This is a genomic window from Rhodoferax sp., from assembly GCF_030646845.1.
Classification (GTDB): Bacteria; Pseudomonadota; Gammaproteobacteria; order Burkholderiales; family Burkholderiaceae_C; genus Rhodoferax.
Genome location: NZ_JAUSLE010000003.1, coordinates 107,080 through 132,077 on the forward strand (window position 1 = coordinate 107,080; position 24,998 = coordinate 132,077).

Annotated in this window: 21 protein-coding genes and 2 pseudogenes; 6 read left to right on the top strand and 17 right to left on the bottom strand. The window is 61.1% G+C overall.

All coding sequences use genetic code 11. The features are described from left to right. Positions 1-125 precede the first annotated feature (125 nt). From Q7T10_RS00640 to sucC, 8 genes are all read right to left on the bottom strand, one after another. The gene (locus tag Q7T10_RS00640) at positions 126-629 is read right to left on the bottom strand and encodes a pilin (RefSeq protein ID WP_304744775.1); all 504 of its coding nucleotides are present in this window, start codon (positions 627-629) and stop codon (positions 126-128) included. Positions 630-818: 189 nt separating this feature from the next. Next, complete coding sequence (locus Q7T10_RS00645; RefSeq protein ID WP_304744778.1) at positions 819-3,227, bottom strand: GspE/PulE family protein; 2,409 nt, start codon at positions 3,225-3,227, stop codon at positions 819-821. A 64-nt stretch (positions 3,228-3,291) separates the two neighbouring features. Beyond that, a complete protein-coding gene (locus tag Q7T10_RS00650; protein WP_304744780.1) occupies positions 3,292-3,963 on the bottom strand; it encodes an FHA domain-containing protein in 672 nt (223 codons plus the stop codon). 48 nt (positions 3,964-4,011) lie between these two features. Further along, a complete protein-coding gene (locus tag Q7T10_RS00655) occupies positions 4,012-4,797 on the bottom strand; it encodes a Stp1/IreP family PP2C-type Ser/Thr phosphatase (RefSeq protein ID WP_304744782.1) in 786 nt (261 codons plus the stop codon). Continuing rightward, positions 4,794-7,190 carry a CHASE2 domain-containing serine/threonine-protein kinase gene (locus Q7T10_RS00660; protein ID WP_304744784.1) on the bottom strand — a complete coding sequence of 799 codons (2,397 nt, stop codon included), beginning with the start codon at positions 7,188-7,190 and terminating at the stop codon, positions 4,794-4,796. Before Q7T10_RS00660 ends, Q7T10_RS00655 begins: the two co-directional genes overlap by 4 nt. Positions 7,191-7,369: 179 nt before the next feature. Beyond that, positions 7,370-8,065 carry a TerC family protein gene (locus Q7T10_RS00665; protein ID WP_304744786.1) on the bottom strand — a complete coding sequence of 232 codons (696 nt, stop codon included), beginning with the start codon at positions 8,063-8,065 and terminating at the stop codon, positions 7,370-7,372. A gap of 125 nt (positions 8,066-8,190) precedes the next feature. Continuing rightward, entirely contained in the window at positions 8,191-9,084 is an 894-nt protein-coding gene (sucD, locus tag Q7T10_RS00670; protein ID WP_304744788.1) for a succinate--CoA ligase subunit alpha, read from the bottom strand. Between the two features lie 9 nt (positions 9,085-9,093). After that, entirely contained in the window at positions 9,094-10,263 is a 1,170-nt protein-coding gene (gene sucC / locus Q7T10_RS00675) for an ADP-forming succinate--CoA ligase subunit beta (RefSeq protein ID WP_304744790.1), read from the bottom strand. A gap of 160 nt (positions 10,264-10,423) precedes the next feature. Between sucC and argC the strand changes: the two genes are divergently transcribed. Then, positions 10,424-11,359, top strand: coding sequence for an N-acetyl-gamma-glutamyl-phosphate reductase (argC, locus tag Q7T10_RS00680; protein ID WP_370653704.1), 936 nt, complete (start codon positions 10,424-10,426; stop codon positions 11,357-11,359). A gap of 76 nt (positions 11,360-11,435) precedes the next feature. On the opposite strand, the gene recX is transcribed toward argC, so the two are convergent. Both recX and recA read right to left on the bottom strand, forming a co-directional pair. Further along, entirely contained in the window at positions 11,436-11,885 is a 450-nt protein-coding gene (gene recX / locus Q7T10_RS00685; protein ID WP_304744794.1) for a recombination regulator RecX, read from the bottom strand. 75 nt (positions 11,886-11,960) lie between these two features. Beyond that, the gene (gene recA, locus Q7T10_RS00690) at positions 11,961-13,043 is read right to left on the bottom strand and encodes a recombinase RecA (protein WP_304744796.1); all 1,083 of its coding nucleotides are present in this window, start codon (positions 13,041-13,043) and stop codon (positions 11,961-11,963) included. 167 nt (positions 13,044-13,210) lie between these two features. On the opposite strand from recA, the gene Q7T10_RS00695 reads away from it, so the two are divergent. The 3 genes from Q7T10_RS00695 (at position 13,211) to Q7T10_RS00705 (ending at position 15,954) form a co-directional block, all read left to right on the top strand. Beyond that, on the top strand, positions 13,211-13,690 hold the full coding sequence (locus Q7T10_RS00695) for a MarR family winged helix-turn-helix transcriptional regulator (RefSeq protein ID WP_304744799.1): 480 nt from the start codon (positions 13,211-13,213) through the stop codon (positions 13,688-13,690). 106 nt (positions 13,691-13,796) lie between these two features. Next, positions 13,797-14,471, top strand: coding sequence for a response regulator transcription factor (locus Q7T10_RS00700; protein ID WP_304744801.1), 675 nt, complete (start codon positions 13,797-13,799; stop codon positions 14,469-14,471). 25 nt (positions 14,472-14,496) lie between these two features. Further along, positions 14,497-15,954: a sensor histidine kinase gene (locus Q7T10_RS00705; protein ID WP_304744803.1), complete on the top strand. Its 1,458-nt coding sequence runs from the start codon at positions 14,497-14,499 to the stop codon at positions 15,952-15,954. A 3-nt stretch (positions 15,955-15,957) separates the two neighbouring features. Here the strand turns inward: Q7T10_RS00705 and Q7T10_RS00710 are convergent, their stop codons facing one another. From Q7T10_RS00710 to Q7T10_RS00720, 3 genes and pseudogenes are all read right to left on the bottom strand, one after another. Continuing rightward, positions 15,958-16,617 carry an SPOR domain-containing protein gene (locus Q7T10_RS00710; RefSeq protein ID WP_304744805.1) on the bottom strand — a complete coding sequence of 220 codons (660 nt, stop codon included), beginning with the start codon at positions 16,615-16,617 and terminating at the stop codon, positions 15,958-15,960. A 14-nt stretch (positions 16,618-16,631) separates the two neighbouring features. Beyond that, positions 16,632-17,558 (bottom strand): biotin--[acetyl-CoA-carboxylase] ligase, encoded by a 927-nt coding sequence (locus Q7T10_RS00715; RefSeq protein WP_304744807.1) that lies wholly within the window; start codon positions 17,556-17,558, stop codon positions 16,632-16,634. Between the two features lie 17 nt (positions 17,559-17,575). Continuing rightward, a pseudogene (locus tag Q7T10_RS00720) lies at positions 17,576-18,046 on the bottom strand (SET domain-containing protein); the annotation flags it as partial. A gap of 101 nt (positions 18,047-18,147) precedes the next feature. Between Q7T10_RS00720 and Q7T10_RS00725 the strand changes: the two are divergent. Further along, positions 18,148-21,033, top strand: a complete 2,886-nt coding sequence (locus Q7T10_RS00725) for a DNA topoisomerase III (protein ID WP_304744809.1) — start codon at positions 18,148-18,150, stop codon at positions 21,031-21,033. An 82-nt stretch (positions 21,034-21,115) separates the two neighbouring features. Then, entirely contained in the window at positions 21,116-21,676 is a 561-nt protein-coding gene (locus tag Q7T10_RS00730; RefSeq protein WP_304744811.1) for a YbhB/YbcL family Raf kinase inhibitor-like protein, read from the top strand. Positions 21,677-21,691: 15 nt separating this feature from the next. Here Q7T10_RS00730 and Q7T10_RS00735 read toward each other — a convergent pair whose 3' ends face one another. The 4 genes and pseudogenes from Q7T10_RS00735 to Q7T10_RS00750 form a co-directional block, all read right to left on the bottom strand. Continuing rightward, positions 21,692-22,822: an ABC transporter substrate-binding protein gene (locus Q7T10_RS00735; RefSeq protein ID WP_304744813.1), complete on the bottom strand. Its 1,131-nt coding sequence runs from the start codon at positions 22,820-22,822 to the stop codon at positions 21,692-21,694. A gap of 119 nt (positions 22,823-22,941) precedes the next feature. After that, a complete protein-coding gene (locus Q7T10_RS00740; RefSeq protein ID WP_304744816.1) occupies positions 22,942-23,346 on the bottom strand; it encodes a YchJ family protein in 405 nt (134 codons plus the stop codon). Between the two features lie 70 nt (positions 23,347-23,416). Further along, a pseudogene (locus tag Q7T10_RS00745) lies at positions 23,417-24,118 on the bottom strand (alpha/beta fold hydrolase); the annotation flags it as partial. Positions 24,119-24,124: 6 nt separating this feature from the next. Continuing rightward, positions 24,125-24,998, bottom strand: an 874-nt coding sequence (locus Q7T10_RS00750) for a M14 family zinc carboxypeptidase (protein WP_304744818.1), incomplete at its 5' end; no start/stop codon positions are given.

Consider the following 24,998-nt stretch of genomic DNA (forward strand, 5'->3'; position numbering starts at 1 on the left):
TCCCTCCGGCAGGGGAACTCGACCATAGTCCTGCCTGAGCTCAACATATATCCCAGCAACAAAAAAAGGGGCTCAAGCGAGCCCCTTGGAAGACGGAGGGAAACTCCGCGCTTGCCTCAACTTTATTAAGGCAAGAAAGTGGTTTGGGTACCCACAGTGGTGTCACGGCAAGAGCCCGGCAAGTATTTGGCTGGCATCACCGGATTGGGAGCGGCGCTTGGGCCGCAGTTCCATGCAGCGACCGAATTGCCCGCCACTGGAGGCATAACGCTTGGCGCCAAGATCACGCCAGCACCGGTAGGTATGTTCGGATTGATCGTGGTGCCTGTTCCCACTACGAAAATAGCGCCATTGGCGTTGGTCTGAACCTTGGCGACATACTTGGACGTGGTCGTGGACGACTCGCAGCCCCAGTTGCCAGCAGTCGGGAGTGAGCCCGTTTGCGAAGTCTGGACCGATTCAGTGACACCGGTGCGGCAAGCGGAAGCCGCCAGAATCAACTCGGACACCTTGGCACGCACGGTGTAATCCTGGTAAGCAGGCAACGCCACCGCAGCCAAAATACCAATAATCGCAACCACGATCATCAATTCGATCAGGGTAAAACCCTTTTGCATAGAACGCTTCATGAATAGCTCCTTAGTGAAAAAACAAGATCCGACAATGGGACACTTGTACTCAGCAGATTCTGTGCCAAGCCTTCCAAGCCTCGAATTTGCCTGTTTTCCTGAGGAAATCGCCTGATTCACGGGAAAATGTGACGTCTCTTGTCTGCTTTCAACCCAGGCGTGACATTTTTGTCAGCCCATTCTGGTCACTTACTTGATGCAGACCGACCTGACCATCTTGATATCCGTCAGACCCATCATGATTTTCTCCATGCCGTCCATCTTCAGGGTGCGCATGCCACCCTCCACGGCAGCGGCAAAGATCTCGGCTACGCGGGCCCGCTCCTGGATGAGCTTCTTGATGTCGTCATCGGCGATCAGCAGTTCGTGCAGGCCAATGCGCCCCTTGTAGCCGGTCTTGTTGCACTTGTCGCAGCCAACATGGCGGTAGAACTTGAGTTGCCCGTCCAGGCCATAGGCCTCCACCCAGCTGTCCAGCAATTTCTGGGTTTCGCCTTCATAGTCGGCCTTCCAGGCCTTGGAATGCCGTAGCTCTTCAGCGTACTCGGCCAAAAACCGCTTCAGCTCCGAGCCGTCGGGTACATACGATTCCTTGCAGTCGCACAGCTTCTTGGCCAGCCGCTGCGCCAGAATGCCCAACAAGGCATCCGCGAAGTTGAAAGGGTCCATGCCCATATCCAGCAAGCGCGTGATGGACTCGGGCGCCGAGTTGGTGTGCAGGGTCGAGAACACCAGGTGGCCGGTCAGCGAGGCTTCCACGCCCATGGCCACCGTTTCTTTGTCGCGCGATTCACCGACCATGATGATGTCGGGGTCGGCCCGCAAAAAGGCCCGCATGATCAACGCGAAGTCGATGCCGGCTTTGCGGTTGATCTGGACCTGGCGAAGCCCATTTTGCGTGATTTCGACCGGGTCTTCCGCGGTCCAGATTTTGGTATCTGGCGTGTTCAGGTGCTTGAGGATGGAGTGCAGCGTGGTGGTCTTGCCAGAACCGGTCGGACCACACACATAAAACAAGCCGTAGGGCTTCTCGATCGTCCGCACCACCCGCTCTTTGTTATGCGGGGTCAGACCGAGCTTGTCCAGCGGAATCGGTTCACCGGCGGCCAGGATTCGCATCACCACGTCTTCGACACCGCCGGCCGACGGAATGGTGGCCACCCGCAGCTCGATGTCAATCGGGCCATATTTCTTGAACTTGATCTTGCCGTCCTGCGGCTTGCGGCGCTCTGAGATGTCGAGGTCGCACATGATCTTCAATCGGGTCACCATGGCCTGGCGGAAATGCGCTGGCACCTCGATATAAGGCATCAACGTGCCGTCAATACGAAACCGGATGCCGGTCTTGAGCTTGCCCGGCATCGGCTCAATGTGAATGTCGGAGACCTTCTGGTGGTAGGCGTCGATGATCACCTTGTTGACAAACTTGACCAGTTCATTGTCGGCTGCCGCCGACTCCAGCGAGTCGTCATTGCTGCCGTCATCCATGGGAGCGCCATCCATGTCGGCCAGCAGCTCGTCAATGGACCCGCCTTCAACCCCTGCGCCGAATATCTGCGCCAGTGTTTCCGCAAACTCGGTCTGGGTAGTCACCCGGTAAGCGAACCGGTTGGTGCGCGGGAACACCTGCGGCACCACCCGGGAGCCGCGCACGGCCTCCGGGTCCACACACATGATGACGAGGCCCTCGGGCGACTCTTCCAGCGGAATCCAGCCCTCCTCTTCAATGAACTCGCGCTTCAGCGAGCCGTGCAACATTTCTGAACGAATGCGGCCCGCATTGAACGGCTCGTACGGGACACCAAAGAACTTGGCCAGCGAGGGGCCAATCTGGGCGGGGCGCAGCTTGAATTGCGCCATCAGGACATGCTCAACGGGCTTGCCGTCATGGCGCGCTTCCTGCAGGCACTGCTGAAGCTCCTCGTCCGTCATCACGCCATCCGCCACCAGACCATCGTATTTGGTCGCCTTGCGTCGCCCGCCGTCGTCAGCCTTCTGCACACGTTGCCGAATGGCGGTGGCCAGCGTCTTGCACAGCTGCAACACGCCCTCGACTTCAAGGTCACCAAAGGGCTGATCGTTCTTGTTGTTGATGACCTGCAGCACGCCATGAAGCCGGCTCCCCTCCAGAATGGGCGCCACCAGCATCTGACGGGTCCGGTAACCCGAGCGCTTGTCCACTTCTTTCAGGAAGGTCAGGGCTGGATGAATCTGCTTCAGCGCGTCGTCGTCGTAAACGTCTGGCAGGTTGAGCAGCTGCTTGCTGAAGGCCGCGTACCCCGCGATGCTTTGCGGCGTGATCGGCAAGCGGAGGTCGCGGCTGCTGTTCAGGCCAGTTTTAACCTTGGAAACAATGGCGGACTGGTCATCATTGACGACGTACAGCGTCAGGCGATCCGCATTGAACAACTTGCAGATATCCTGGCTGGCCTCCAGCATGATCTGCTCAAGATTTTCGGTTTCATGAATGCGGGCGGTGACAAGTTGCAGCTGCTTGTAAAAAAGCGCCTCAAATGTCATCCCCCGTTTTTCGGCAGGCAGCTTCTGGGACTCAAAAAAGGCCTGTTCGGAACTTTGTTCTGATCCTGCGGGTTTCATCACTGCACTCACAAATCAAACTCCTGACCCGCCCGCAACAATCGATACATCCTTGTATCGATGGTCAGGCCTGAACAAACTGCATCTGGGTACCCGCAAGCTCGATCAGGTCCCCATTCTTCAACGCAACCGGTTCCGTCCCGATCGGCGCGCCATTGAGCGCCGGGTTGCCTGCGCCTTCGACGTGGTGCACGACAAAACCGCGCTGGCGGCGCGTAATCGCCGCGACCGCCACACCGGGTTTACCGATCGTGGTCACCACTTTGGTCAAGGGCACCTCGCGGCCGGCCGCCGCACCGGACAAGACCTTGATCGCTGCATGAACAGCATCCGCGCCCCCGGAGAGACCCCCGAAACCGGACGGGACGCCCGATGGCGCTGTCGAACCAGGTGCCAACCCAGCAGAACCGGCTTTGAACATCATGGTCTTCTCAAAACCGTCGCCTGCGACGTCATTGACAAACTTGATCTTGTACTTGCCCACCTCGACGGAGTCCCCGTTCTGAAGCAACTGCTTCTTGGCAGCTTTGCCATTCACGTAGGTGCCGTTGGTACTGTTGAGATCTTCCAGATAGACTTCGCTGCCTACCATCTGCAACACGGCATGCTCGCCGCTCACGGCCAGATTGTCGATCACGATATCGTTATAGGGTCGCCGCCCCAAGGTTGTCCGGTCTTTGGTCAATTGGACTTCCTTGATGACAACACCGTCGATCGACACGATCATTTTCGGCATGACCGACTCCTGTTCCTGAAACTTGTTATTGGAAATTTCATAAGCCTGCTATTTTCCAAGCAATCTGGATATTAACCCGCGCCTCTCAGGCGCACTCGCCGCCCGGGTCAACAATACCGTGATGTTATCCCGCCCACCATTTTCATTGGCCGCGGAAACCAAATCTGCTGCCATCTTCTCCAGCGACGCGCCATTTTGCAGAATACGCGCAATCGCCGCGTCGCCCATCATGTCAGAAAGTCCATCGGAACACATCAAGTAGATATCACCCGCCTCAACATGATGCTCATTGAGATCCAGCATCACGTCACTTTCGACGCCCATTGCCCGCGTCACCAGATTCTTGTTTGGCGACAGTGCGGCCTGCTCAGGCGTCAACAACCCGGCGTCCATCTGTTCCTGCAAGAGTGAGTGGTCTTTCGTGATCTGCAACAACTCGGTGCCACGCAAGCGGTAGCAGCGCGAATCCCCGATATGCCCCAACATCAGCCGCGCTTCCTGAAAGACGCCGACGACCAGCGTTGTCCCCATGCCCGAATACTGTGGGTTGGCGGTCGATGCATTGAAGATCGAGCGGTTGGCATTGTCAACACAGATCTCGATGGCGCGCCTGATTTGTCCGGCATTGGCGTGCTCGCCAGCCTCGGACAGCCACCGGGCCAATTCAGACTTGATAAACGCGGTGGCCATGCCGCTGGCAATCTCACCCGCGTTATAGCCCCCCATGCCATCAGCGAGGACAGCCACGTTCGTGGCATCATCAAACGCAACTGAGTCTTCGTTGTTTTCCCGGAGCTGGCCTGGATCGGTTTGCGCGCAGAATGTGTAATTCATGGTGTTTCGGGCTGTGGTTCCAGGTCGATTGGGTTGCCACCCGATAATACCGCCCGCAAGTCCCGGGCCAACTGGTCCCCATCCTGATATCTGGCTTCTGGTCGTTTGCGGAGTAACACGGCCACCAGTTTTGCCAGCCCTTCGGGCAAGTCCTTGCGGAGGATACGAATGTCAGGAGCATCCTGCTTGACAATCTTGTCCATCAACTCGGCCATAGAGTCACCCCGGAATGGCAGCACGCCCGCGAGCAGTTGGAACAGCGTGACGCCCAGCGAATAGAGATCCGAGCGGCCATCCACCTTGTTACCGGCGAGTTGTTCGGGCGACATGAAACTGGGCGTGCCCAGGACCAGGCCGGTGCGGGTCTTGCTTGAATCAGTGATGCGTGCGATGCCAAAGTCAGTGACCTTCACCGTGTCGCTCCCGGATTCATACATGATATTGGCCGGCTTGATGTCGCGATGCACGACATTGTGCCGATGCGCGTAGGCCAGTGCCTGCGCTACCCGCGCCACGATGGAGAGTACCGTCGGCACCGGTAACAACTGGCCGTCCTTGCAGCAGCTCACCAAGTCTGCGCCTTTGATGAATTCCATGGCGATATACGCCAGATCATGTTCTTCGCCGGCATCAAATATCGTGACGATGTTCTGGTGCTGCAAACGCCCGGCCGTCTCCGCCTCACGAAAAAAGCGCTCGCGGGCATCGACCAGGGCCGCGCCGTCAAACTCCTGGCCCAAGGCCATGGTTTTAATGGCCACGACCCGACCGATTTTCGGATCCTTGCCCAGGTACACGACCCCCATGGCACCCTTGCCAATCTCCTTCTCAACCTGATAGCGGCCCAAAGAAGCAGTTGACGGCAGATGCTGCGACCGCGCCACCTTGGCTTTGAGGTCCTTGTAGCTCCCGTCATAGGCCGCCATGTGTTCGTATACAGCGTCGGCCTTGTTGAACTGGCGCTGGCGCTCAAAATCGAGTGCCAGTCCGTACAAATCGCCCATGACGGCGTCGTCCATGGGCACACGGCGAAACCGGTCAAACGCGAGGTCGAGTTGGCCCTGACCCTGCAGGGCGAGCCCCATCATCCGGCTGGTCTGCGCCGACGCCTGCTCAGACTCGGGCTCGCGCACCGGCCTCGACAAGAGCCGTTGACTGGTCAATGCCAGATGCGCAAGGACCAGAACTGCCGCCGGGAATACCATTTTGAGCCACAGGGCCGCACCTGCCAGCAGGCCGAATTCAACCCCCAATAAACCAGTGAGAAACAGGACGGTGAGTAGGGCGGCCGCTCCCGTGGACAGGCGGGGCAATACCGCGATGACGTAGGCGCACACCAGAAGGAGCGCACCCAGCGTCGCCCAATCGCCCCAGGCCGGCCGGACAATGAAATGCCCGCCCAGAATGCTGGAAGTGATGTGGGCAACAGCTTCTGCCGGCGACAGCGCGGGATTTCCGGGCGCCGCGAACGGGGTCACCAGGCCTGCTGCCGTGAGGCCGATCACAACCGTCTTGTCCGCATACTTGGCGGCAGGGATTTTTCCGGAAAGCACATCCTCAAACGAGTCCAGGGCAAACGCCGGATTCCCGCTGCGCCCTTTGTAGAAACGCGGCAGCATGCGCGCATCCCCGGCCGTCGGGATGCGCAACTTGCCGATTTGCACGGAGTCACCCTCACGCAGCCTGATATCGGCCGGGGTCGCATTGAGGCTTCGGACCGCGGCCAGGAGCGCCAGCGACGGCATCGCTTTGCCATTGTGGTTCACCAGCAGGGCTTCCTGCCGCACGATCCCGTCGGCATCCGGTTGCCAACTCAAATGCCCGACCCCGGCGGCGGCTGTCTCCAGGCCTTCGATCGGTTTTTGCCCTGGCGTGAAATGCGAGGGGATGATCACGTTGCCGGCACTCTTGATGCTGGCGGCCAACTGGCCGTCGGTGTCGAGCGCCGCTTCAGCCTCGGCAATGAGCCGCGCCAACTGCTCTTGGGCCACAGATGGCGGGCTGGCGGCATCCGCGGTGGTGGCCAGTACCTCCTTCATTCTGCGAATAAAGCTCAGGCCACGATCAAGCTGGGGCTCCGAAAAATAGACCGTGTGAACAATGGTGTGTGCTTTGGCCGCCGCCAACTGGTCAATCAGTCGGGCATGGATATCACGGGACCAAGGCCAGTGGCCGAGCCTGGCAATGCTCTGCTCATCGATGGCAATAACGGCAAGTTGACCGGCGGGCTGGGGCGACACGATCGTGCTGGCAACGTCGTAGAAGCGGCGCTCTAGCGCGCCGACCAGGTCAGTCGCCAGATGAAGCACGGTCACGACAGCCACCACCAACACGCTGGTGAACCAGTCGGCCCGCCAGAACGGTTTTTGCCTGGTTGATGAAGAAATTGCCACTTGCCGCCTCTGCCCAAATTGCCATCCCGCAAAGGTCAGCAAGCAGCATCCGGCACGAAATCACGCCATCAGGATGCTGCAGTAAGCGCGTAACCTTAGCAGACGCCGTTCGCGCCAACAAGGAAATGAGTCACGCAATTTTGTCTTTTCTTTGCCACACATTGCGGCCATGCACCCGGTCAGCTTGCCGGTTGCGCGCGTTTTTTAAGAACAGTGCCCACAAGAAAGACACTTAGAGCACCCACAAGACCCAGACCGTAGTTCCACGTGGTTGTTTGCGGCAGCCAATCCCGCACCGCCGGATCGCTGTGCGCCATGGTGCCCGCGATCCAGCCCAACAGCATGCCGCCGATCGTGATGATGGCCGGGAACCGGTCCATCAGCTTGAGAACCATCTGGCTACCCCCAATAATGATGGGAATGCTGACCAGCAGACCGAATATCACCAGCGGCAACTGGTGCTGGGATGCAGCGCCCGTGGCCGCCCCGGCAATGGCAATGACATTGTCGATGCTCATGACCAGATCCGCGACGATCACGGTTTTGACCGCAGCCCACAGTTTGTCGCTGCCCTGGATATTGGAATGACCTTCTTCTTCAGGCACCAGCAGCTTGACGCCGATCCACAACAACAAAGCGGCGCCCACCAGCTTCAGAAACGGCACCTGCAGCAGAGTCAAGGCGAAGGCAATGAGGATGACCCGCAGAACAATCGCGCCGGCCGTGCCCCACAAAATTCCCTTGGTGCGCTGATGCGGCGGCAACTGCCGACACGCCAAGGCGATGACGACGGCGTTGTCGCCGCCCAACAAGATGTCGATCATGATGATCTGACCAACAGCAACCCAGAAATGAGCGGTGAAGAACTCTTCCACGATTTTCTTTCTCTATAGATGCCCGGGGCATATAAACGACCAAGCCGGATTGTCCCTCAGGAAACCCGGCTTGGTATTGTGGGAAACCGCAGGTCCGCGGCCCCGGCAGGTCTGCTCGTTACGCCTTACAGCAGAGCCTTCAGCAATTTGGCCATTTCGGACGGATTGCGCGTGATCGTGAAACCGCACTCTTCCATCACTGCCAGCTTGGCATCGGCCGTGTCGGCACCGCCGGAAATCAAGGCACCGGCATGGCCCATGCGCTTGCCCGCAGGTGCCGTCACGCCGGCGATGAAACCGACGATCGGCTTCTTCATGTTGAGCTTGCACCAGCGTGCCGCTTCGGCTTCGTCCGGGCCACCGATTTCGCCAATCATGATGACGGCGTCGGTATCCGGGTCGTCATTGAAGGCCTTCATGATGTCGATGTGCTTGAGGCCGTTGATGGGGTCGCCACCAATGCCCACCGCACTGGACTGGCCCAGACCGATTTCCGTCAACTGCGCCACGGCTTCGTAGGTCAGCGTGCCGGAGCGGCTGACCACGCCAATGCGACCCTTGCGGTGGATGTGCGCGGGCATGATGCCGATCTTGATTTCGTCAGGGGTGATCAAACCCGGGCAGTTGGGGCCCAGCAACAGGGTTTTCTTGCCGCCAGCCGCTTCTTTGGCGCGCATCTTGTTGCGCACTTCGAGCATGTCACGCACCGGGATGCCTTCGGTGATACAAATCGCCAGATCCAGGTCCGCCTCAACGGCTTCCCAAATCGCGGCCGCTGCACCTGCTGGTGGCACATAAATCACCGACACGGTGGCGCCGGTTTGGTTGGCGGCTTCCTTGACGGAGGCGTAGATCGGGATGTTGAAAATCGACTCGCCGGCCTTCTTGGGGTTCACGCCCGCGACGAAACAGTTTTTGCCGTTGGCGTATTCCTGGCATTTCTCGGTGTGGAACTGACCGGTCTTGCCGGTGATGCCCTGGGTGATGACCTTGGTGTCTTTATTGATGAGGATCGACATGATGGTTCCTTATGCGGCGGCTTTGACGGCGGCAACCACTTTTTGGGCCGCATCGGCCATGGTGTCAGCGGTGATGATCGGCAGACCGGACTCGGCCAGCATCTTCTTGCCCAGATCTTCGTTGGTGCCCTTCATGCGCACGACCAGCGGCACACTCAGGTTGGTCGCCTTGCAGGCCGTGATCACGCCGGTGGCGATGGTGTCGCACTTCATGATGCCGCCGAAGATGTTGACCAGAATGGCCTTGACCTTCTTGTTTTTCAGCATGATCTTGAAGGCTTCGGTCACCTTCTCGGGGGTGGCACCGCCGCCCACGTCCAGGAAGTTGGCGGGTTCGGCGCCAAACAGCTTGATGGTGTCCATGGTGGCCATCGCCAGACCGGCACCGTTGACCAGGCAACCGATGTCGCCGTCCAGGCTGATGTAGGCCAGGTCAAACTTGCTGGCCTCGACTTCGGCCGGGTCTTCTTCGTCCAGATCGCGGTAAGCCACGATTTCCGGGTGGCGGTACAGGGCGTTGGCGTCAAAGTTGAATTTGGCGTCAATGGCCTTGATGTTGCCGTTGCCTTCGAGAATCATCGGGTTGATTTCAACGAGGGAGGCATCGGTGTCCATGTACACCTTGTAGATCTTTTGCAGCACATCCACCGCCTGGGCGGTGGAGCCGGCGGGGACACCGATAGCGTCAGCGAGCTTTTTGGCTTGCGCGTCGGTCAGGCCGGTGGCCGGATCAACGATTTCGGTGATGATCTTTTCGGGGGTGGAATGGGCCACTTCCTCGATGTCCATGCCGCCCTCGGAGGAGACGATCATGGCCACGCGCTGCGAGGCACGGTCGGTCACGGCCGACACGTAATATTCCTTCTTGATGTCAGCGCCTTCTTCGATCAGCAGGCGGCGGACCTTCTGGCCTTCGGGGCCAGTCTGGTGCGTGATGAGCTGCATGCCCAGGATCTCACCGGCCAGCTGTCTGACGTCCTCAATGGAGCGGGCCAGCTTGACGCCACCGCCCTTGCCGCGTCCACCGGCGTGAATCTGCGCCTTGACAACCCACACCGGGCCGCCCAGTTTTTGAGCGGCTTCCACCGCTTCTTGAACGGTGAAAGCCGGAATGCCGCGCGGCACCGGCACACCAAATTGACGCAAGATTTCCTTGCCTTGGTATTCGTGGATCTTCATGAGGACTCTCTCAGGAATGGGTGATTTTTATCCGTCAACAAAGCTGATGGGCTCGGCGGCGGGCACTGGACAACGCAGCCATGGAATGTATCATGTTGCAACGCACCAAACTTTGATCAGCCTTACAAGGCATCTTTGCCGACGCCAACCGGAATTCACCATGCACAAGATCTTCATTGACGGCGAAGCCGGCACCACCGGCCTTCAAATTCGGGAACGCCTGCAAACGATGGCTGGCGTCGAGCTGGTCAGCATCGCCCCCGAGTTGCGCAAGGACGCGGGCGCCAAACGCGCCTTGATGGCGCAGGTGGACCTGGTGGTGCTTTGCCTGCACGACGACGCCGCGATTGAATCGGTCGCCATGATCGATGACATGGCGAAGACCACAGGCCAGATGGGCCCCAAAATTATTGACGCCTCCACCGCGCACCGCACGGCGCCGGGCTGGGTGTTTGGATTTCCGGAACTCGTGGCCGGGCATGGCGCTCTGGTCGCCCAGTCGCGCCGGGTCGCCAACCCGGGCTGCTATGCCACCGGCGCCATCGCGCTGATTCGCCCGCTCATTGATGCGGGCCTGATGCCGAAGGACTTTCCGCTCACCTTGCCGTCGGTCAGCGGCTATTCGGGCGGCGGTCGCAGCATGATCGAGGCCTACGAAAAAGGGGAGGCACCCGCTTTTGAGCTGTATGGGCTGGGATTGAAGCACAAGCACATTCCCGAAATCATGAAATACACGGGCTTGACGCGGCGTCCCGTCTTCATCCCCTCGGTCGGCAATTTCAAGCAGGGCATGCTGGTGCAATTGCCGCTGCATCTGGACCTGCTGCCGGGCCAGCCCAGCGCGCAGGACTTGCACGCGGCACTGGCGAAACACTATGCGGGCAGCGAATGGGTCAGCGTCGAGCCCGCCACGCCCGACAACAAGCTCGATGCGCTGGCACTGGTCGACACCAACAAAATGGAACTGCGCGTGTTTGCCAACCAGGGAAGTGATGATGGCTTTCAACACGCCGTGCTGGTGGCGCGGCTCGACAACCTGGGCAAGGGCGCCAGCGGTGCCGCCGTGCAAAACCTCAAGTTGATGCTGGGGCTGTAGCGAGTCGCTTGTTGCTACGTAATTGATAGCGATTCGCGCTTATGTGACGGGGGATAACGCCACATTTTGCTATAAATCATTCGTCTGACCCGCCGTCAACAATTCGCCGGATCACATCGCCGCCAAAGCCGCGCGACGCCAGAAAACGCATCTGTTTGGCGGCGGCCTGGGCGTCTGCCGGCGGCTCGCCAAACTTTTTGCGCCAGACCTCCAGCGCGCGCGCGCGCTCGGTGGCCTGCAAACCCGCAAGGACCTCGTTGACGGCCTCCGGGTCCAGGCCCTTGCCCTGCATTTCCTGCCTGATGCGCGCCGCGCCCAGTTTGGCGGCGCGGCGGTGAACAATGGATTCAATCACCCGCTGCTCGTTGATGAAGCCTTTGGCCTGCAGTTCATCGAGCGCCCGGGCCAGCGTGCCGGGCTCTTCTTCAAAGCTGATGAGCTTGCGCTCCAGCTCGGCACGCGAGTATTCGCGACCGCTGAGCAGCCGCAGGGCGCGGCCCTTGAGGGAGGGTTTGGCAAATGACATGTTGCGCTCGGTCCGAAACACACGCTGCGCAAGATGCTATTGTTTTAATAGCATCTTGCGCATATTCCACGAGGGCTAAGCGGCTTTTTTGCTTGATGCTTTGGCCTTGACTTCCGGCTCGTCCGCACCCGGCAACACGGGAATGCCGAGCGACGCGCGCACCTTGTTCTCGATCTCGCGCGACAACTCGGGGTTTTCGCGCAGGAACTCGCGGGCGTTGTCGCGGCCCTGGCCGATTTTTTCGCCGTTGTAGGCATACCAGGCACCCGACTTGTCGAGGATGTTGGCATTCACGCCCATGTCGATGATCTCGCCGTGGCGGCTGATGCCCTCGCCGAACAAGATATCGAACTCGGCCGTCTTGAACGGGGACGCCACCTTGTTTTTGACGACCTTGACTTTGGTTTCATTGCCGATGGCTTCGTCACCTTTCTTGATGGTGCCGGTGCGGCGAATGTCCAGCCGTACCGAGGCGTAGAACTTCAGCGCATTGCCGCCGGTGGTGGTCTCGGGGCTGCCAAACATGACGCCGATCTTCATGCGGATCTGGTTGATGAAGATCACCATGCAGTTGGTCTTCTTGATGTGGGCGGTGAGCTTGCGCAGAGCCTGACTCATCAGCCGCGCCTGCAGGCCGGGCAAGGAATCTCCCATTTCGCCTTCGAGTTCGGCTTTCGGGGTCAGGGCCGCGACCGAGTCGACCACGATCAGATCGACCGCGCCGGAACGCACCAGGCTGTCCACAATTTCCAGCGCCTGCTCGCCGGTGTCGGGCTGAGAAATCAGCAAATCCTGCAGATTCACACCCAGCTTCTGGGCGTACTGGATGTCCAGCGCATGTTCGGCATCCACAAAGGCGCATTGGCCGCCGATTTTTTGCATCTCGGCAATCACTTGCAGGGTCAATGTGGTCTTGCCGCTTGACTCCGGGCCATAGATCTCGACCACGCGTCCACGCGGCAAGCCGCCCACGCCCAAAGCGATGTCCAGCCCCAGCGAACCGGTGGACACCACCTGGATGTCTTCGATGACCTCACCCTCGCCCAGGCGCATGATGGTGCCCTTGCCAAACTGTTTCTCGATCTGGGCCAGCGCCACTTGCAGGGCTTTGGCTTTTTCGCTGTTGGCGGGAGTCAGGGCTTTAACGGGTGCGTCCATGAAAATTTCCTTCAATATCAATTGGTTAAGTCGGGACCAAGTCTGGCGCACCCTCTGGTGTTAATGACAGGCTGGATGCTTGAACAGTAGTTTATATCCTGCGGTTCGAACCTGTAAACAGTTTTTTTAGTCAATTTGGTTTACTATTTGAAAAACCAGTTTTCATCATGTCTGACACCCCCTCCCTGCACGACGATGGCTGGCGACAAGCGCACGTGGGTCACTGGATGAGCCAGGCGCTGCAGCGCTTTGATGCGCGGGTGCTGTCCCTGATGGCCCGCAATGCAGAAGTCCCGCTGGCGCTGTCCAATCTGGCGGCGCGGGGGAACTTAAGCGCCTCCCACATCCACATCACCCGGCATCTGGCGCTGGAGGGCTCGCGCCTGACCGACCTGGCCCAACGCGCCAACATGAGCAAACAGGCCATGGGCAAGCTCGTCGAGCAGTGCGAAGCCTGGGGCCTGGTCACGCGCCTGAGCGATGCGCGTGACGGCCGGGCCCGGCGCATTGTGTTCACGCCGGTTGGCCTGAGCTGGCTGCAGGCGTTCCAGCAGGCGGTGGCGCAGGCCGAGGCGGAACTGCGCGCCGCGGTCGGGCCGGAGGTGGCCACCGTCATCGCCATCGGCCTGGAAGCCTATGCCGCATGAACATCGGCCAGTCACAAACAAAAAAACCGGCATCCGGTGCAGACGCCTAAAATTGCGGCACAACGTGACGGCCGGCATCCGGCCTTCACCCATAAAGGAGACAGCCATGCGAATTCTGATTGCCGAGGATGACCAGGTCTTGGCCGATGGTCTGCTGCGAACCCAGCGCAGTTCGGGCGCCGCCGTCGACCACGTGGCCAGCGGCACTGAGGCTGATGCTGCCCTTATGACCAATACCGAGTTCGATTTGCTGATCCTGGATCTGGGCCTGCCCAAGATGCATGGGCTGGAGGTGCTGAAAAAACTCCGTGCGCGCGGCTCATCCCTGCCGGTGCTGATCCTGACGGCCGCCGACAGCGTGGACGAGCGCGTCAAAGGCCTGGACTATGGCGCCGACGATTACATGGCCAAGCCCTTCAGCCTGCAGGAACTGGAAGCACGGGTGCGTGCCCTGAGTCGGCGCGGCATGGGCACCGCGAGCAGCACCATCAAGCACGGGCCGCTGATTTACGACCAGTCGGGCCGCGTTGCCACGATCGACGGTGTGATGGTCGAGCTGTCAGCGCGCGAACTCGGCCTGCTGGAAGTTCTGCTGCAGCGTGCCGGCCGCCTGGTGAGCAAAGACCAGCTGGTGGAGCGCCTGTGCGAGTGGGGCGAAGAGGTGAGCAACAACGCCATTGAGGTGTACATCCACCGCCTGCGCAAGAAGATCGAAAAAGGTCCGATCCGCATCGCCACGGTCCGGGGCTTGGGCTACTGCCTGGAAAAGATCCCAAACTGAACATGGCCCCCATGCCTGCGCCGCTGTGAATATCTTCCACCGTGAACAGCGCTCGCTGTTCGGTGAGATCCTGGACTGGATGCTCACGCCGCTGCTGCTGCTGTGGCCTGTGAGTCTGGTGTTGACCTGGCTGATCGCACAGGGCATTGCCGCCAAGCCATTTGACCGCGCGCTGGAGTACAACGTCGGGGCGTTGGCGCAGTTAATCACCGTCGGCAACAACCAGGCGCAATTCAACCTGCCGCTGCCCGCCCGCGAGCTGTTGCGCGCGGATGACGCGGACACGGTCTACTACCAGGTCCTGGGCGCACGTGGCGAGTTCCTGAGCGGCGAACGTGACCTGCCTTTGCCGCCGGAAGACGAAAAAACCGTGTTCGGTGAAGTTCGCATCCGTGACGCTGAAGTGCATGGCGCTGACGTCAAGGTCGCCTACACCTGGGTCAGGCTGCCGCTGCCCGGCGCCAGGCCGGCCTTGGTCCAGGTGGCCGAAACCCTGGAAAAACGCTCGGTGCTGGCGACTGAAATCGTCAAGGGTGTGATGTTGCCGCAGTTTGTGATCCTGCCGATGGCGGTGCTGCTGGTGTGGCTGGCGCTGGTGCAGGCCATCAAACCCCTGAACCAGCTGGAAGAACGCATCCGCGCGCGCAAACCCGATGACCTGAGCCCGATTGATGCGCAGGCAGTGCCACTGGAGGTCGCTCCGCTCGTGTACTCGGTCAATGATTTGCTGATGCGGCTCAAGGACTCCATCGCCACGCAAAAACGTTTCCTGGCAGACGCCGCCCATCAACTCAAGACACCGCTGGCAGGTCTGCGCATGCAGGCCGACCTGGCACAGCGCGAAGGCGCGAGCGCTGATGAGCTGAAACAGTCGCTGCGTCAGATCGGGCGCTCCAGCATCCGGGCAACCCACACCGTCAACCAGCTGCTGGCGCTGGCCCGGGCCGAAAGCAGCGGCTCGGTGATGCCCCGGCATTCCTGCGATCTGGCGGACCTGACCATGGAGGTGGTGCGCGATTGTGTGCCGCGGGCGATCGAAAAGTACATTGACCTGGGCTATGAAGGCACGCAACCCGGCATAGAAGGGGGCCAGCTGGCCGGCAATCCGACGCTGCTCAAGGAACTGATACGAAACCTGGTGGACAACGCCATCAACTACACGCCCTCCAGCGTGGACAAACCCGGCGTCATCACGGTGCGGGTGCTGGCGGACCGATTTGGCAAGACACTGGTGTTGCAGGTGGAAGACTCGGGACCGGGTGTGCCCCTGGCCGAGCGCGAGCTGATTTTCCAGCCGTTCTACCGCGCCCTGGGCACCGAAGCCGACGGCTCAGGACTGGGCTTGCCCATCGTGATGGAGATCGCCCATCAGCACAATGCCATCGTCAGCATGGAGGACACCCGGCCCGGACAGATGCCTCCGGGCGCCCGCTTCAGTGTCCGGTTTTTCGCGGAATCCACCGGCGTCGCCGCTGGCGCATAACGCTCATTGGCACGGGCTCAAGGCCTTGCCCGCCAACACGGGAGTCAACGCGTCCAGGCGAGTCCGCAGCGTGTCATCAACGGCCGGCAACCGCAGCATCACGCCGCCCACCTCGGCACGCTCCTGCACCACCCGCGCTGTTCGCACGCCGCGCCGGCTGAAGGCATCGAGAGCAGCATTTGCCGCGGCCTGCGTCTCGAAGCCGCCCAGCGACAGGCCCAACCCCAGCTCGGGGTTGGTCAGTGGCTCAAACTTCAGGTTCAATGAGGCCAGCTCCGAGCGCTTCTTGGCCAACGCCTCGGCGTTTGTGTATTTGCCCATGTAGACAATCCAGCGCGCCGGCTCCACCACCGCGTCCAGCGTCCACGAACCGGCCGGCAGGGCCGACTCCAGTGTCCGGCGCAACACGGCACCCTGGGCCTCATCAAACACACCGGCCTGCAGACACTCGGCTGGCCGGGCGGCAACCCGCGCCGCCGTCTCAGTCAGGCGCAGGTCCTGCGCGGTGAGCACCCGCAGCGCATCCGGCTTGATCTGCTGGCCCATCCGTTGCGGCTCGGTTTGCTGCACCGGGGCAAAACCAAAGGTCTGCAGCAAGCCTTGCGACCAGGCGAAATAGACGCTGTTGACCAGCACCAGGGCCAGGACAAGAAATCGGAACATGGAACTGATGCTCACTAAAGGTTGGCGTAGGGCGGCGGCTCCAGGGGGCGCACGCTGACTTCGGAACTGGTGATTTTTTTCAGGCCCTGTGCCGTTTGCACCAGCAAGGCACCGACGCCATCCACGCCCTGCGCGACACCGCTGGTGCCGTCACTCAAGGCAATCGTCAGTCCACTCAGCGCGTCCCGCTCGTTGAAACGGGCCTTGAAGGGCCCAAACCCGTGCACCTCAAAGGCCTTGAGGGCTTGCACCAGCGGTCCAGCGATCCGCAGCAATGCCTGCGCCGCGTCGACGCCTGGCAGCACCTCGCCCAGCCAGGCAGGTGGCGTGGCCAGACCGGCGGCCTGCCGCTCGGTGATATTGATGCCGACGCCCACCACGGCATAGCGGGCACCGGGGGCGTCCCCCAGATTGGCGGTTTCGATCAGAATGCCGGCCAGCTTGCGATCATGCAGCCACACGTCGTTCGGCCACTTCAGGCGCAGATCGGGATGCAGGCTCTGGACGATGCTGACACCCACGGCCAGGGACAGGCCAGACCAGTCCGCCGGCGCCAAGGGCAGTCCCAACGAAAACGTAAGAGATGTGGCCCCCACGCTTGCCACTGCGTGTGCCGCGCTGGCGTCTGAATCCTGGCCGCTGAACCACTGGCGTCCCAAACGGCCGCGTCCGGCGGTCTGCTGCTCGGCGACCAGCAGCACGGGCTCCAGACGGCCGGCGCGGGCGCGGCGCATCAGCTCGGTGTTGGTCGAATCGATCTCTGGCAATATCTCGACGGTAAAGCCCGGCAGATTAGCCACGACGGCCTCCCAGATCGCCTCCGCAGGCCAGCGAATTGCCCCCACGCTTGCCACTTCGTGTGCTGCGCTGCCCCCCGAGGGGGCCGTGCCTTGCTTGGGGCGGCCCGGCGCAGCGGCAGCCCCGGAATCGGTGACGTTCATCGCCTCCCTCAGCGGCGACCGCGCTTGGGCGCCAGCAAGGTGCCGCGGCAGTTACTCGAACCGCACCAGCAGGGGTACTCGGCCTTGAGCTTCTTGGTGTAGGGCTCGTCCAGAATGAGGCCGTAGTCGTAATTCAACTCTTCGCCGGCCTGGATGTTGCGCAGCGCCTTGATGAAGACGCGTCCACCCTCCTCGTCGGCCTCGCAGTTGCCGTCGCAGGAGTGATTGATCCAGCGCGACGAGTTGCCACCGTACAGCGCGTCAATCACATTGCCGTTTTCCAGCGAAAAGTAAAACGTGTGGTTTGGATCCTTCGGATCATGCGGGTGACGTTTCTGCGCCTCTGGCCAGCTGATGATCTCGCCCACGTACTCGATGATCGTCTCGCCCTCGGCGATATCCTGCACGGCAAAGACGCCTTTTCCGTGGACTCCGGAGCGACGGGTTTGAATGCGGCGACTGGCTCCGGGGGCGATTTTTTTGGACACGGCTAAAAATTTGGTATGGTGAACTCGTATGGGCGCGTGTGTGCGCGCTCACGTGCATATGCGTGCGCCTGCGCGCACGCGAGAAACTGGATTGTAGTCAGATGAAAAACTTAGTTTTCAATAAAACATTAGTCATTGCCGAGAAGCCTTCCGTCGCCCAGGACATCGTGCGGGCGCTCACGCCCGTCGCGGGCAAGTTCGAAAAGCACGACGAGCATTTCGAGAACGACAAATACGTCGTCACCAGTGCCGTGGGCCACCTGGTTGAAATCCAGGCCCCCGAAGAATTTGACGTCAAGCGGGGCAAATGGAGTTTTGCCCACCTGCCGGTGATTCCACCGTACTTTGACTTGAAGCCCATGGACAAGACCAAGACGCGGCTCAATGCCATCGTCAAGCAGGCCAAGCGCAAGGACGTGGGAGCCTTCATCAACGCCTGCGACGCCGGGCGCGAGGGCGAGCTGATCTTTCGTCTGATCCAGCAGTACAGCAAGGTCAAGCTGCCGGTGCAGCGCCTGTGGCTGCAATCGATGACGCCACAGGCCATCCGCGATGGTTTTGCTTCGCTGCGCAGCGACCAGCAGATGCTGCCGCTGGCCGATGCGGCACGTTGTCGTTCCGAGGCCGACTGGCTGGTGGGCATCAACGGCACCCGCGCCATGACGGCGTTCAACTCGCGCGATGGCGGCTTCTTTCTGACCACCGTGGGCCGGGTGCAGACCCCGACGCTGTCGGTGGTGGTGGAGCGCGAAGAAAAAATCCGCAAGTTCATCAGCCGCGACTACTGGGAAGTGCATGCCACCTTTGGCGCGGAGGCCGGTGACTATCCCGCCAAGTGGTTTGACCCCAAATGGAAGAAGGCCGCCGCCAATGCCGCTGCCGGCAACACCGAGGAGATGGACGCCGAACTCAAGGCCGACCGCCTCTGGAACCAGCGGGAGGCGCAGGCAATTGCCGATGCGGTGCGGGGCCAGAAAGCCACTGTCACCGAAGAAAGCAAACCCACCACCCAGGCTTCTCCCCTGTTGTTCGACCTCACCAGCCTGCAGCGCGAGGCCAACGGCAAGTTTGGTTTTTCCGCCAAGACCACGTTGTCCATCGCGCAAAGCCTGTACGAACGCCACAAGGCCCTGACCTACCCGCGAACCGATTCGCGCGCCCTGCCGGAAGATTACGTACCGGTGGTCAAAGAGACTTTCGCGATGCTCGCCGACAGCGGCATGAAGCATCTGGCGCCACACGCGAGCACGGCGCTTCAAGGCAACTACATCAAGCCCAGCAAGCGCATCTTTGACAACGCCAAGGTCAGCGATCACTTTGCCATCATCCCGACGCTGCAGGCCCCGAGCGGCCTGTCGGAGGCCGAGCAAAAGATCTATGACCTGGTGGTGCGCCGCTTCATGGCGGTGTTCTTCCCGAGCGCCGAATACCAGATCACCACCCGCATCACCACCGCGGTGGGTCACAGCTTCAAGACCGAAGGCAAAGTGCTGGTCAAGCCCGGCTGGCTGGCCATCTATGGCAAGGAAGCGCAGGACGAGGTCAAGGACGGCGACGACAAGAGCCCGGGCAACCTGGTGCCGATCAAACCCGGCGAGCTTGTCACCGCCCAGGCGGTCGACCCCAAAGGCCTGAAGACCCGCCCGCCGGCCCGCTATTCGGAAGCCACCTTGCTGGGCGCCATGGAAGGTGCCGGCAAAACGGTGGAAGACGACGAACTGCGCGAAGCCATGCAGGAGAAAGGCCTGGGCACACCAGCCACCCGCTCCAGCATCATTGAGGGCTTGATCGCCGAGAAATACATGCTGCGCGAAGGTCGCGAGCTGATTCCCACCGCCAAGGCCTTCCAGCTGATGACACTGCTCAGGGGCCTGGGCGTCGAAGAGCTGTCCAAAGCCGAACTCACCGGCGAGTGGGAATACAAACTGGCGCAGATGGAGCACGGCAAGCTCAGCCGCGAGTCCTTCATGGCCGAGATTGCCGCCATGACCGAGCGCATGGTGAAGAAAGCCAAGGAATACGACCGCGACACCATCCCGGGCGACTACGCCACTTTGCAGGCACCCTGCCCGAACTGCGGCGGCATCGTGAAAGAAAACTACCGCCGTTACACCTGCACCGGCAAGACCGGCACGGAAGAGGGTTGCGGTTTTTCATTCGGCAAGACACCCGCCGGCCGCACCTTTGAAGTGGCAGAGGTGGAGCAATTCCTGCGCGACAAAAAAATTGGCCCACTGGACGGCTTCCGCTCCAAGGCCGGCTGGCCGTTCACCGCCGAGATGGTCATCAAGTTCGACGAGGAAACGAAGAACTACAAGCTGGAATTTGATTTTGGCGACGACAAAAAGGGCGAAGAAAGCGGCGAACTGATCGACTTCTCCGGCAAGGAGTCGCTGGGCGCCTGTCCCAAGTGCGGCGGCGCCGTCTTTGAGCACGGTAAAAACTATGTGTGCGAAAAGTCTGTGCCCACCATGGCGCAGCCGACGCCGAGTTGTGACTTCAAGAGCGGCCAGATCATCCTGCAGCAGCCGATCGAGCGCGAGCAGATGCAAAAGCTCCTGGCCACCGGCAAGACCGACATGCTGGAAAAGTTTGTCTCCATGCGCACGCGCCGCGGTTTCAAGGCCATGCTGGCCTGGGACGCGGAAGCCGGCAAGGTGAATTTTGAGTTTGCGCCGTCAAAGTTTCCACCGCGCAAAACGGCTGCCAAGGCTGTGACCAAAACGGCCAAGCCCAAGGCGCCGCGCAAAACCACCGCCGCAACTGGCAAGCTGCCCAGCGCCGAACTGGCAGCCGTCATTGGTGCAGAACCGGTAGCCCGCACCGAAGTCATCAAGAAGCTATGGGACTACATCAAGGCCAATGGCCTGCAGGACGCCACCAACAAGCGCGCCATCAACGCCGACGCCAAACTGCTGGCCGTGTTTGGCAAGCCCCAGGTGACGATGTTTGAACTGGCAGGCATTGTGGGCAAGCACTTGGGGTGATGAGAGCCGCAATTGATGCGGCGCAACTGGCCAGGCGCGGCGGGTCATACGATCAGACGGTTTTCACATTCAGGAGAACCCCATGAAACAGACCCTTCTTGCCGTCGCCTTGGCTGGCGCAGCCACCCTGGTCCAGGCTGCGGGCTTTACGCTGAGCAGTCCCGACATCAAGGCGAACGGCACGATCCCCAAGAGCTTCGAATTCAACGGTTTTGGCTGCGCGGGTGACAACAAGTCGCCGGCGCTCAAGTGGAGCGGTGCACCCAAGGACACCAAGAGCTTCGCCGTCACCATGTACGACCCCGATGCCCCCACCGGTTCCGGCTGGTGGCACTGGATGGTGATCAACATCCCCGCCAGTGTGTCCGAACTGCCCGGCAACGCCGGTGCAGCCAACAGCACCACCCTGCCGTCGGGTGCGGTACAAAGCCGCATCGACTTCGGCGTCAACGCCTGGGGCGGCGTCTGCCCGCCGCAGGGCGACAAGCCGCATCGCTACATCTTCACGGTGCACGCGCTCAAGACCGACAAGCTGGACGTCCCGCCTGATGCCACTGCCGCATTGACCGGCTACATGATCAACGGCAACAGCCTGGGCAAGGCCAGCTTCACCGCAAAATACGGTCGGCCCAAAGCCAAATAAGCAGCGGCTCGCCGGCTAGCGCTTGAACTTGCCGTCGCGGCCGATGATGGTCAGATCGATGAAGTCGGAACCCTGGTGGTCATTGGCGCTGTAGTTGATGGTGAACCCGCCAAGGTTCACGTCCTTCATCGACTCCAGCCCGGTGATAAGTGCGTCCCGCGTCAGCGTTCGCCCGGCGCGGCGCAAGCCTTCCACCAGCACGCGGGCCGTGAGGTAGCCCTCCATGCTCGAGAAGTCGAAGTCCTTCTGTCCCGCCTCCACCATGCGCTGCTGGTACTCGCGAACGATGGGGCTGCTCGGCGCATAGGGGAACGGGACGACCTGCGAGATGACGACCCCTTGCCCCGCCTCGCCCAGTTCGTCGGCCAGCGCTTTGGAGCCCACGAAGCTGACGTTGAAGAACTGCCCGCCGTAGCCTTTGCCCCTGGCCTGTTTGATGAATGCCGCGCACGATTTGTAGGCGCCGATCTGAACCACGGCTTCGGGTTCCGACTTGAGAATGGCCTCCAGCGACTTGGCCACGTCCACGCTGTTGCGTTCCACCGTGGCCGTGGCCACCGGCTTGAGCTTTCGCTTGTCCAGAGCCCGCACCATACCGTCAAGACCCGCCTTGCCGTAGGCGTCGTTTTGGTAGAACACCGCGATCTTTTTCACACCCAGGGTCGTGAGGTGCTGCACGATCCGTTCAGTCTCGTCAAAATAACTGGCCCGCACATGAAACACGTGCCGGTTAAAGGGTTCGCGCAAGGCCTGTGCGCCGGTGAACATGCCCACCAGCGGCACCTGCTCTTCGGTGACGATCGGCAGCGCGGCCAGCCCGGTCGGGGTTCCCACGGAGCCGGCCAGGGCAAATACCTTGTCCTCACGAATCAATGCCCGGGCGGCCGCGGCCGCCTTTTCGGGCTCATAGCCATCGTCCCGGGTTATCAGTTTGATGGTGCGCCCATTGACGCCACCCTGGGCGTTGAGCGCATTGAAATAGGTTTGCATGCCCAGTTGCATGCGCAGCCCCAGTTGGGCCGCCGGCCCGCTGATGGCGGCGAACTGGCCGATGACCACTTCCTTGTCCGTCACGCCGTTTTCGGCCATCGAAAGAGAAGTAGTGAAAGCGAGCGCCAAAGAAGCCAGCGTTTTGATGATGTTCATGGGTGTCTGCGAGTCCTGCCGTGCTTGAAAAGCTTGACACTAACCGAATTCGGTCGCGCCATCGATCAGGGTTTTCCGCCCTTACGTTTTCGGAGCAGCGTTGACCTAAGCTGCCTGATTCATGAGACGGTCATCTCCCCGTCAACGTAATACCAACGTCCGCCCTGCTGCACAAAGCGACTGGTCTCGTGCAAGCGCTGCGCCCACCCGCCCTCGCGGCAGCGCGCCACAAACTCAACCACACCGGCGTCACCCGTAGCCTGTGCCCGACGCACCTCCAGCCCCAGCCACTTGACGGGAGACAGCGTCAGCTCGGCTGGCGCCGTGGAAGAGTGCCAGGTAGCCAGCAGGTAGTCAACAAGGCCCAGCACATAGGCGCTGTACCGCGAGCGCATCAGCGCCTCGGGCGTCGGGGCGTGCACGCCCGTGGCCAGGCCGGCATGCCACGGGCCGCAGCAGACAGCGTACGTCTGGCCGCTGCCGCAGGGGCAGGGGGTTTGAAGTGGGTGACGGCTCTTCTTCATGCCGTCGATGGTAACGAGAGGATGCGGTACCCTCCATCAGCCAGTCCCGCACCTGACTGGCAACCCAAGGCCCGTCGTCCAACGGCAGATCGTGCCCGGCGCTGGTGTGGACACGCAGGGCGCACTGCCAATGCCTGGCCAGTGCCCTGGAGCATTCAACGCTGACCAGATGATCCTGTTCGCTGGCCAGGACCAATGTGGGGGCAAGCGGTTTGACCGCCGGCGCGCGAAAGCGGGCGGCGGCAAGCAGCTGTCGAAGCGCGCTCGCGCGTGACACCGGACGTGTCCGCCGCAATGCCAGCCAGAGCGGCAATACCGATTCATCAACGCGGTTGCTCGTCATGTGCAGCACATTGCGCTCCCACACCTCAGGCGCTGCACCCAGCAGAGCCAGCTTCAATAGCGCGCCATAGTTGCCGGGCCGAAGGCGCTGATAAAACGGGCTGAAGGGCCGCATGCTGGTGTTGATGAGCACATTGGAAGCCACCTCCTGCGGATACGCGTGCGCCCAAGCCACTGCCACCATGGCGCCCAGCGACATGGCCAGCACATGGTAAGGTGGCTTGATGTTGCGTGCCGCGAGCTGTGCACGACAGTGCACCACCATGTCTTGAACGCGCACAGGGCTGCGTTCCTGATTCAGCTGGCCGTTACCCGGCAGGTCGAGCGCGATCACCTGGCTGCCGGGCAGGGCGCGCTGAAACTGCTCGATGAAGTGGCCCCAATGCCGGCTCTCCCGGGTGAGTCCGCGCAGAAATATCCAAGTGTTCATCGCGCGTCAATACCAGTCCTGCAGCGCCTGCGCATGGTGCTGGGCACGGGTGTCGGAGCCGGGCAGCCAAAGACGGTGGCCGCAGGCTGCGCGCGACAGGAAGTCCAGCAGCAGCTGGTGCTGGCGCAACACCCGCTGCTGCCGGTGCTCAATCTGGGGATTGAATATGCCGTGCCGCGAGAACAACTGGCGCGGGTTCTTCTTCACCCACAGCCAGGAACCCATCTCCAGCGTAAGCGGCAGAAACACGCGTCCCTCCTGCGCACAGGATTGCAGGTACAGATGGTCCCACAGATCACCGTGCGCCAGATACTGCAGGCTTTGTGGCTCGATGACATAGCGGTGGTGGCTGTGTGACTGGACAAAGATGTTCCTGAGCGCATGCATCTCGGCCAGGTGGGCGATAGGGGCGCGCGTGTGCGCATAGGGAAACCAGATGCGGTCCCGGCTACCGAAGCCTGAATGACAGTCTACGGACAGGCTGAAGTCGCGCGTCAGCAACTCGGTGGTCACGACATCGCACACGGCCTGATTTTCGATTTCCATGGGATTGGCCTTGGGGCCGCGGTACCAGGGCAAGCCGGCGCTGATCCGCTGCCCACCCACCAGAAAGGGGACTGGCTCCCGTGCTTCCACTGGCGCATTGCGCATCAGGTCCACGCCGTGGGGATTGGCCCGCGTGCCAAGCGCCATGCCACCGGGGTTGACGATGGGCATGAAGACCAGGCGAACCGATTCCAGTTGCTTGTGTAGCGTGCTGTCCCATTGCAGGCGCATGACCAGGCTTTGCAGGTAGGCAATCACCACGCCGGCGCCAATGCGCTCCAGGCCATGAACGCCGCCGAAATAGCCCACTGCAGGTACCTCGCGCCCGGGATTT

What these genes read in the sequence shown, in the direction of transcription:
- Q7T10_RS00640 (WP_304744775.1), bottom strand. Translation starts at nt 629, where the DNA reads ATGAAGCGTTCTATGCAAAAGGGTTTTACCCTGATCGAATTGATGATC.
- Q7T10_RS00645 (WP_304744778.1), bottom strand. Translation starts at nt 3,227, where the DNA reads ATGAAACCCGCAGGATCAGAACAAAGTTCCGAACAGGCCTTTTTTGAG.
- Q7T10_RS00650 (WP_304744780.1), bottom strand. Translation starts at nt 3,963, where the DNA reads ATGCCGAAAATGATCGTGTCGATCGACGGTGTTGTCATCAAGGAAGTC.
- Q7T10_RS00655 (WP_304744782.1), bottom strand. Translation starts at nt 4,797, where the DNA reads ATGAATTACACATTCTGCGCGCAAACCGATCCAGGCCAGCTCCGGGAA.
- sucD (WP_304744788.1), bottom strand. Translation starts at nt 9,084, where the DNA reads ATGTCGATCCTCATCAATAAAGACACCAAGGTCATCACCCAGGGCATC.
- sucC (WP_304744790.1), bottom strand. Translation starts at nt 10,263, where the DNA reads ATGAAGATCCACGAATACCAAGGCAAGGAAATCTTGCGTCAATTTGGT.
- argC (WP_370653704.1), top strand. Translation starts at nt 10,424, where the DNA reads ATGCACAAGATCTTCATTGACGGCGAAGCCGGCACCACCGGCCTTCAA.
- recX (WP_304744794.1), bottom strand. Translation starts at nt 11,885, where the DNA reads ATGTCATTTGCCAAACCCTCCCTCAAGGGCCGCGCCCTGCGGCTGCTC.
- recA (WP_304744796.1), bottom strand. Translation starts at nt 13,043, where the DNA reads ATGGACGCACCCGTTAAAGCCCTGACTCCCGCCAACAGCGAAAAAGCC.
- Q7T10_RS00695 (WP_304744799.1), top strand. Translation starts at nt 13,211, where the DNA reads ATGTCTGACACCCCCTCCCTGCACGACGATGGCTGGCGACAAGCGCAC.
- Q7T10_RS00700 (WP_304744801.1), top strand. Translation starts at nt 13,797, where the DNA reads ATGCGAATTCTGATTGCCGAGGATGACCAGGTCTTGGCCGATGGTCTG.
- Q7T10_RS00710 (WP_304744805.1), bottom strand. Translation starts at nt 16,617, where the DNA reads ATGTTCCGATTTCTTGTCCTGGCCCTGGTGCTGGTCAACAGCGTCTAT.
- Q7T10_RS00715 (WP_304744807.1), bottom strand. Translation starts at nt 17,558, where the DNA reads ATGAACGTCACCGATTCCGGGGCTGCCGCTGCGCCGGGCCGCCCCAAG.
- Q7T10_RS00725 (WP_304744809.1), top strand. Translation starts at nt 18,148, where the DNA reads ATGAAAAACTTAGTTTTCAATAAAACATTAGTCATTGCCGAGAAGCCT.
- Q7T10_RS00730 (WP_304744811.1), top strand. Translation starts at nt 21,116, where the DNA reads ATGAAACAGACCCTTCTTGCCGTCGCCTTGGCTGGCGCAGCCACCCTG.
- Q7T10_RS00735 (WP_304744813.1), bottom strand. Translation starts at nt 22,822, where the DNA reads ATGAACATCATCAAAACGCTGGCTTCTTTGGCGCTCGCTTTCACTACT.
- Q7T10_RS00740 (WP_304744816.1), bottom strand. Translation starts at nt 23,346, where the DNA reads ATGAAGAAGAGCCGTCACCCACTTCAAACCCCCTGCCCCTGCGGCAGC.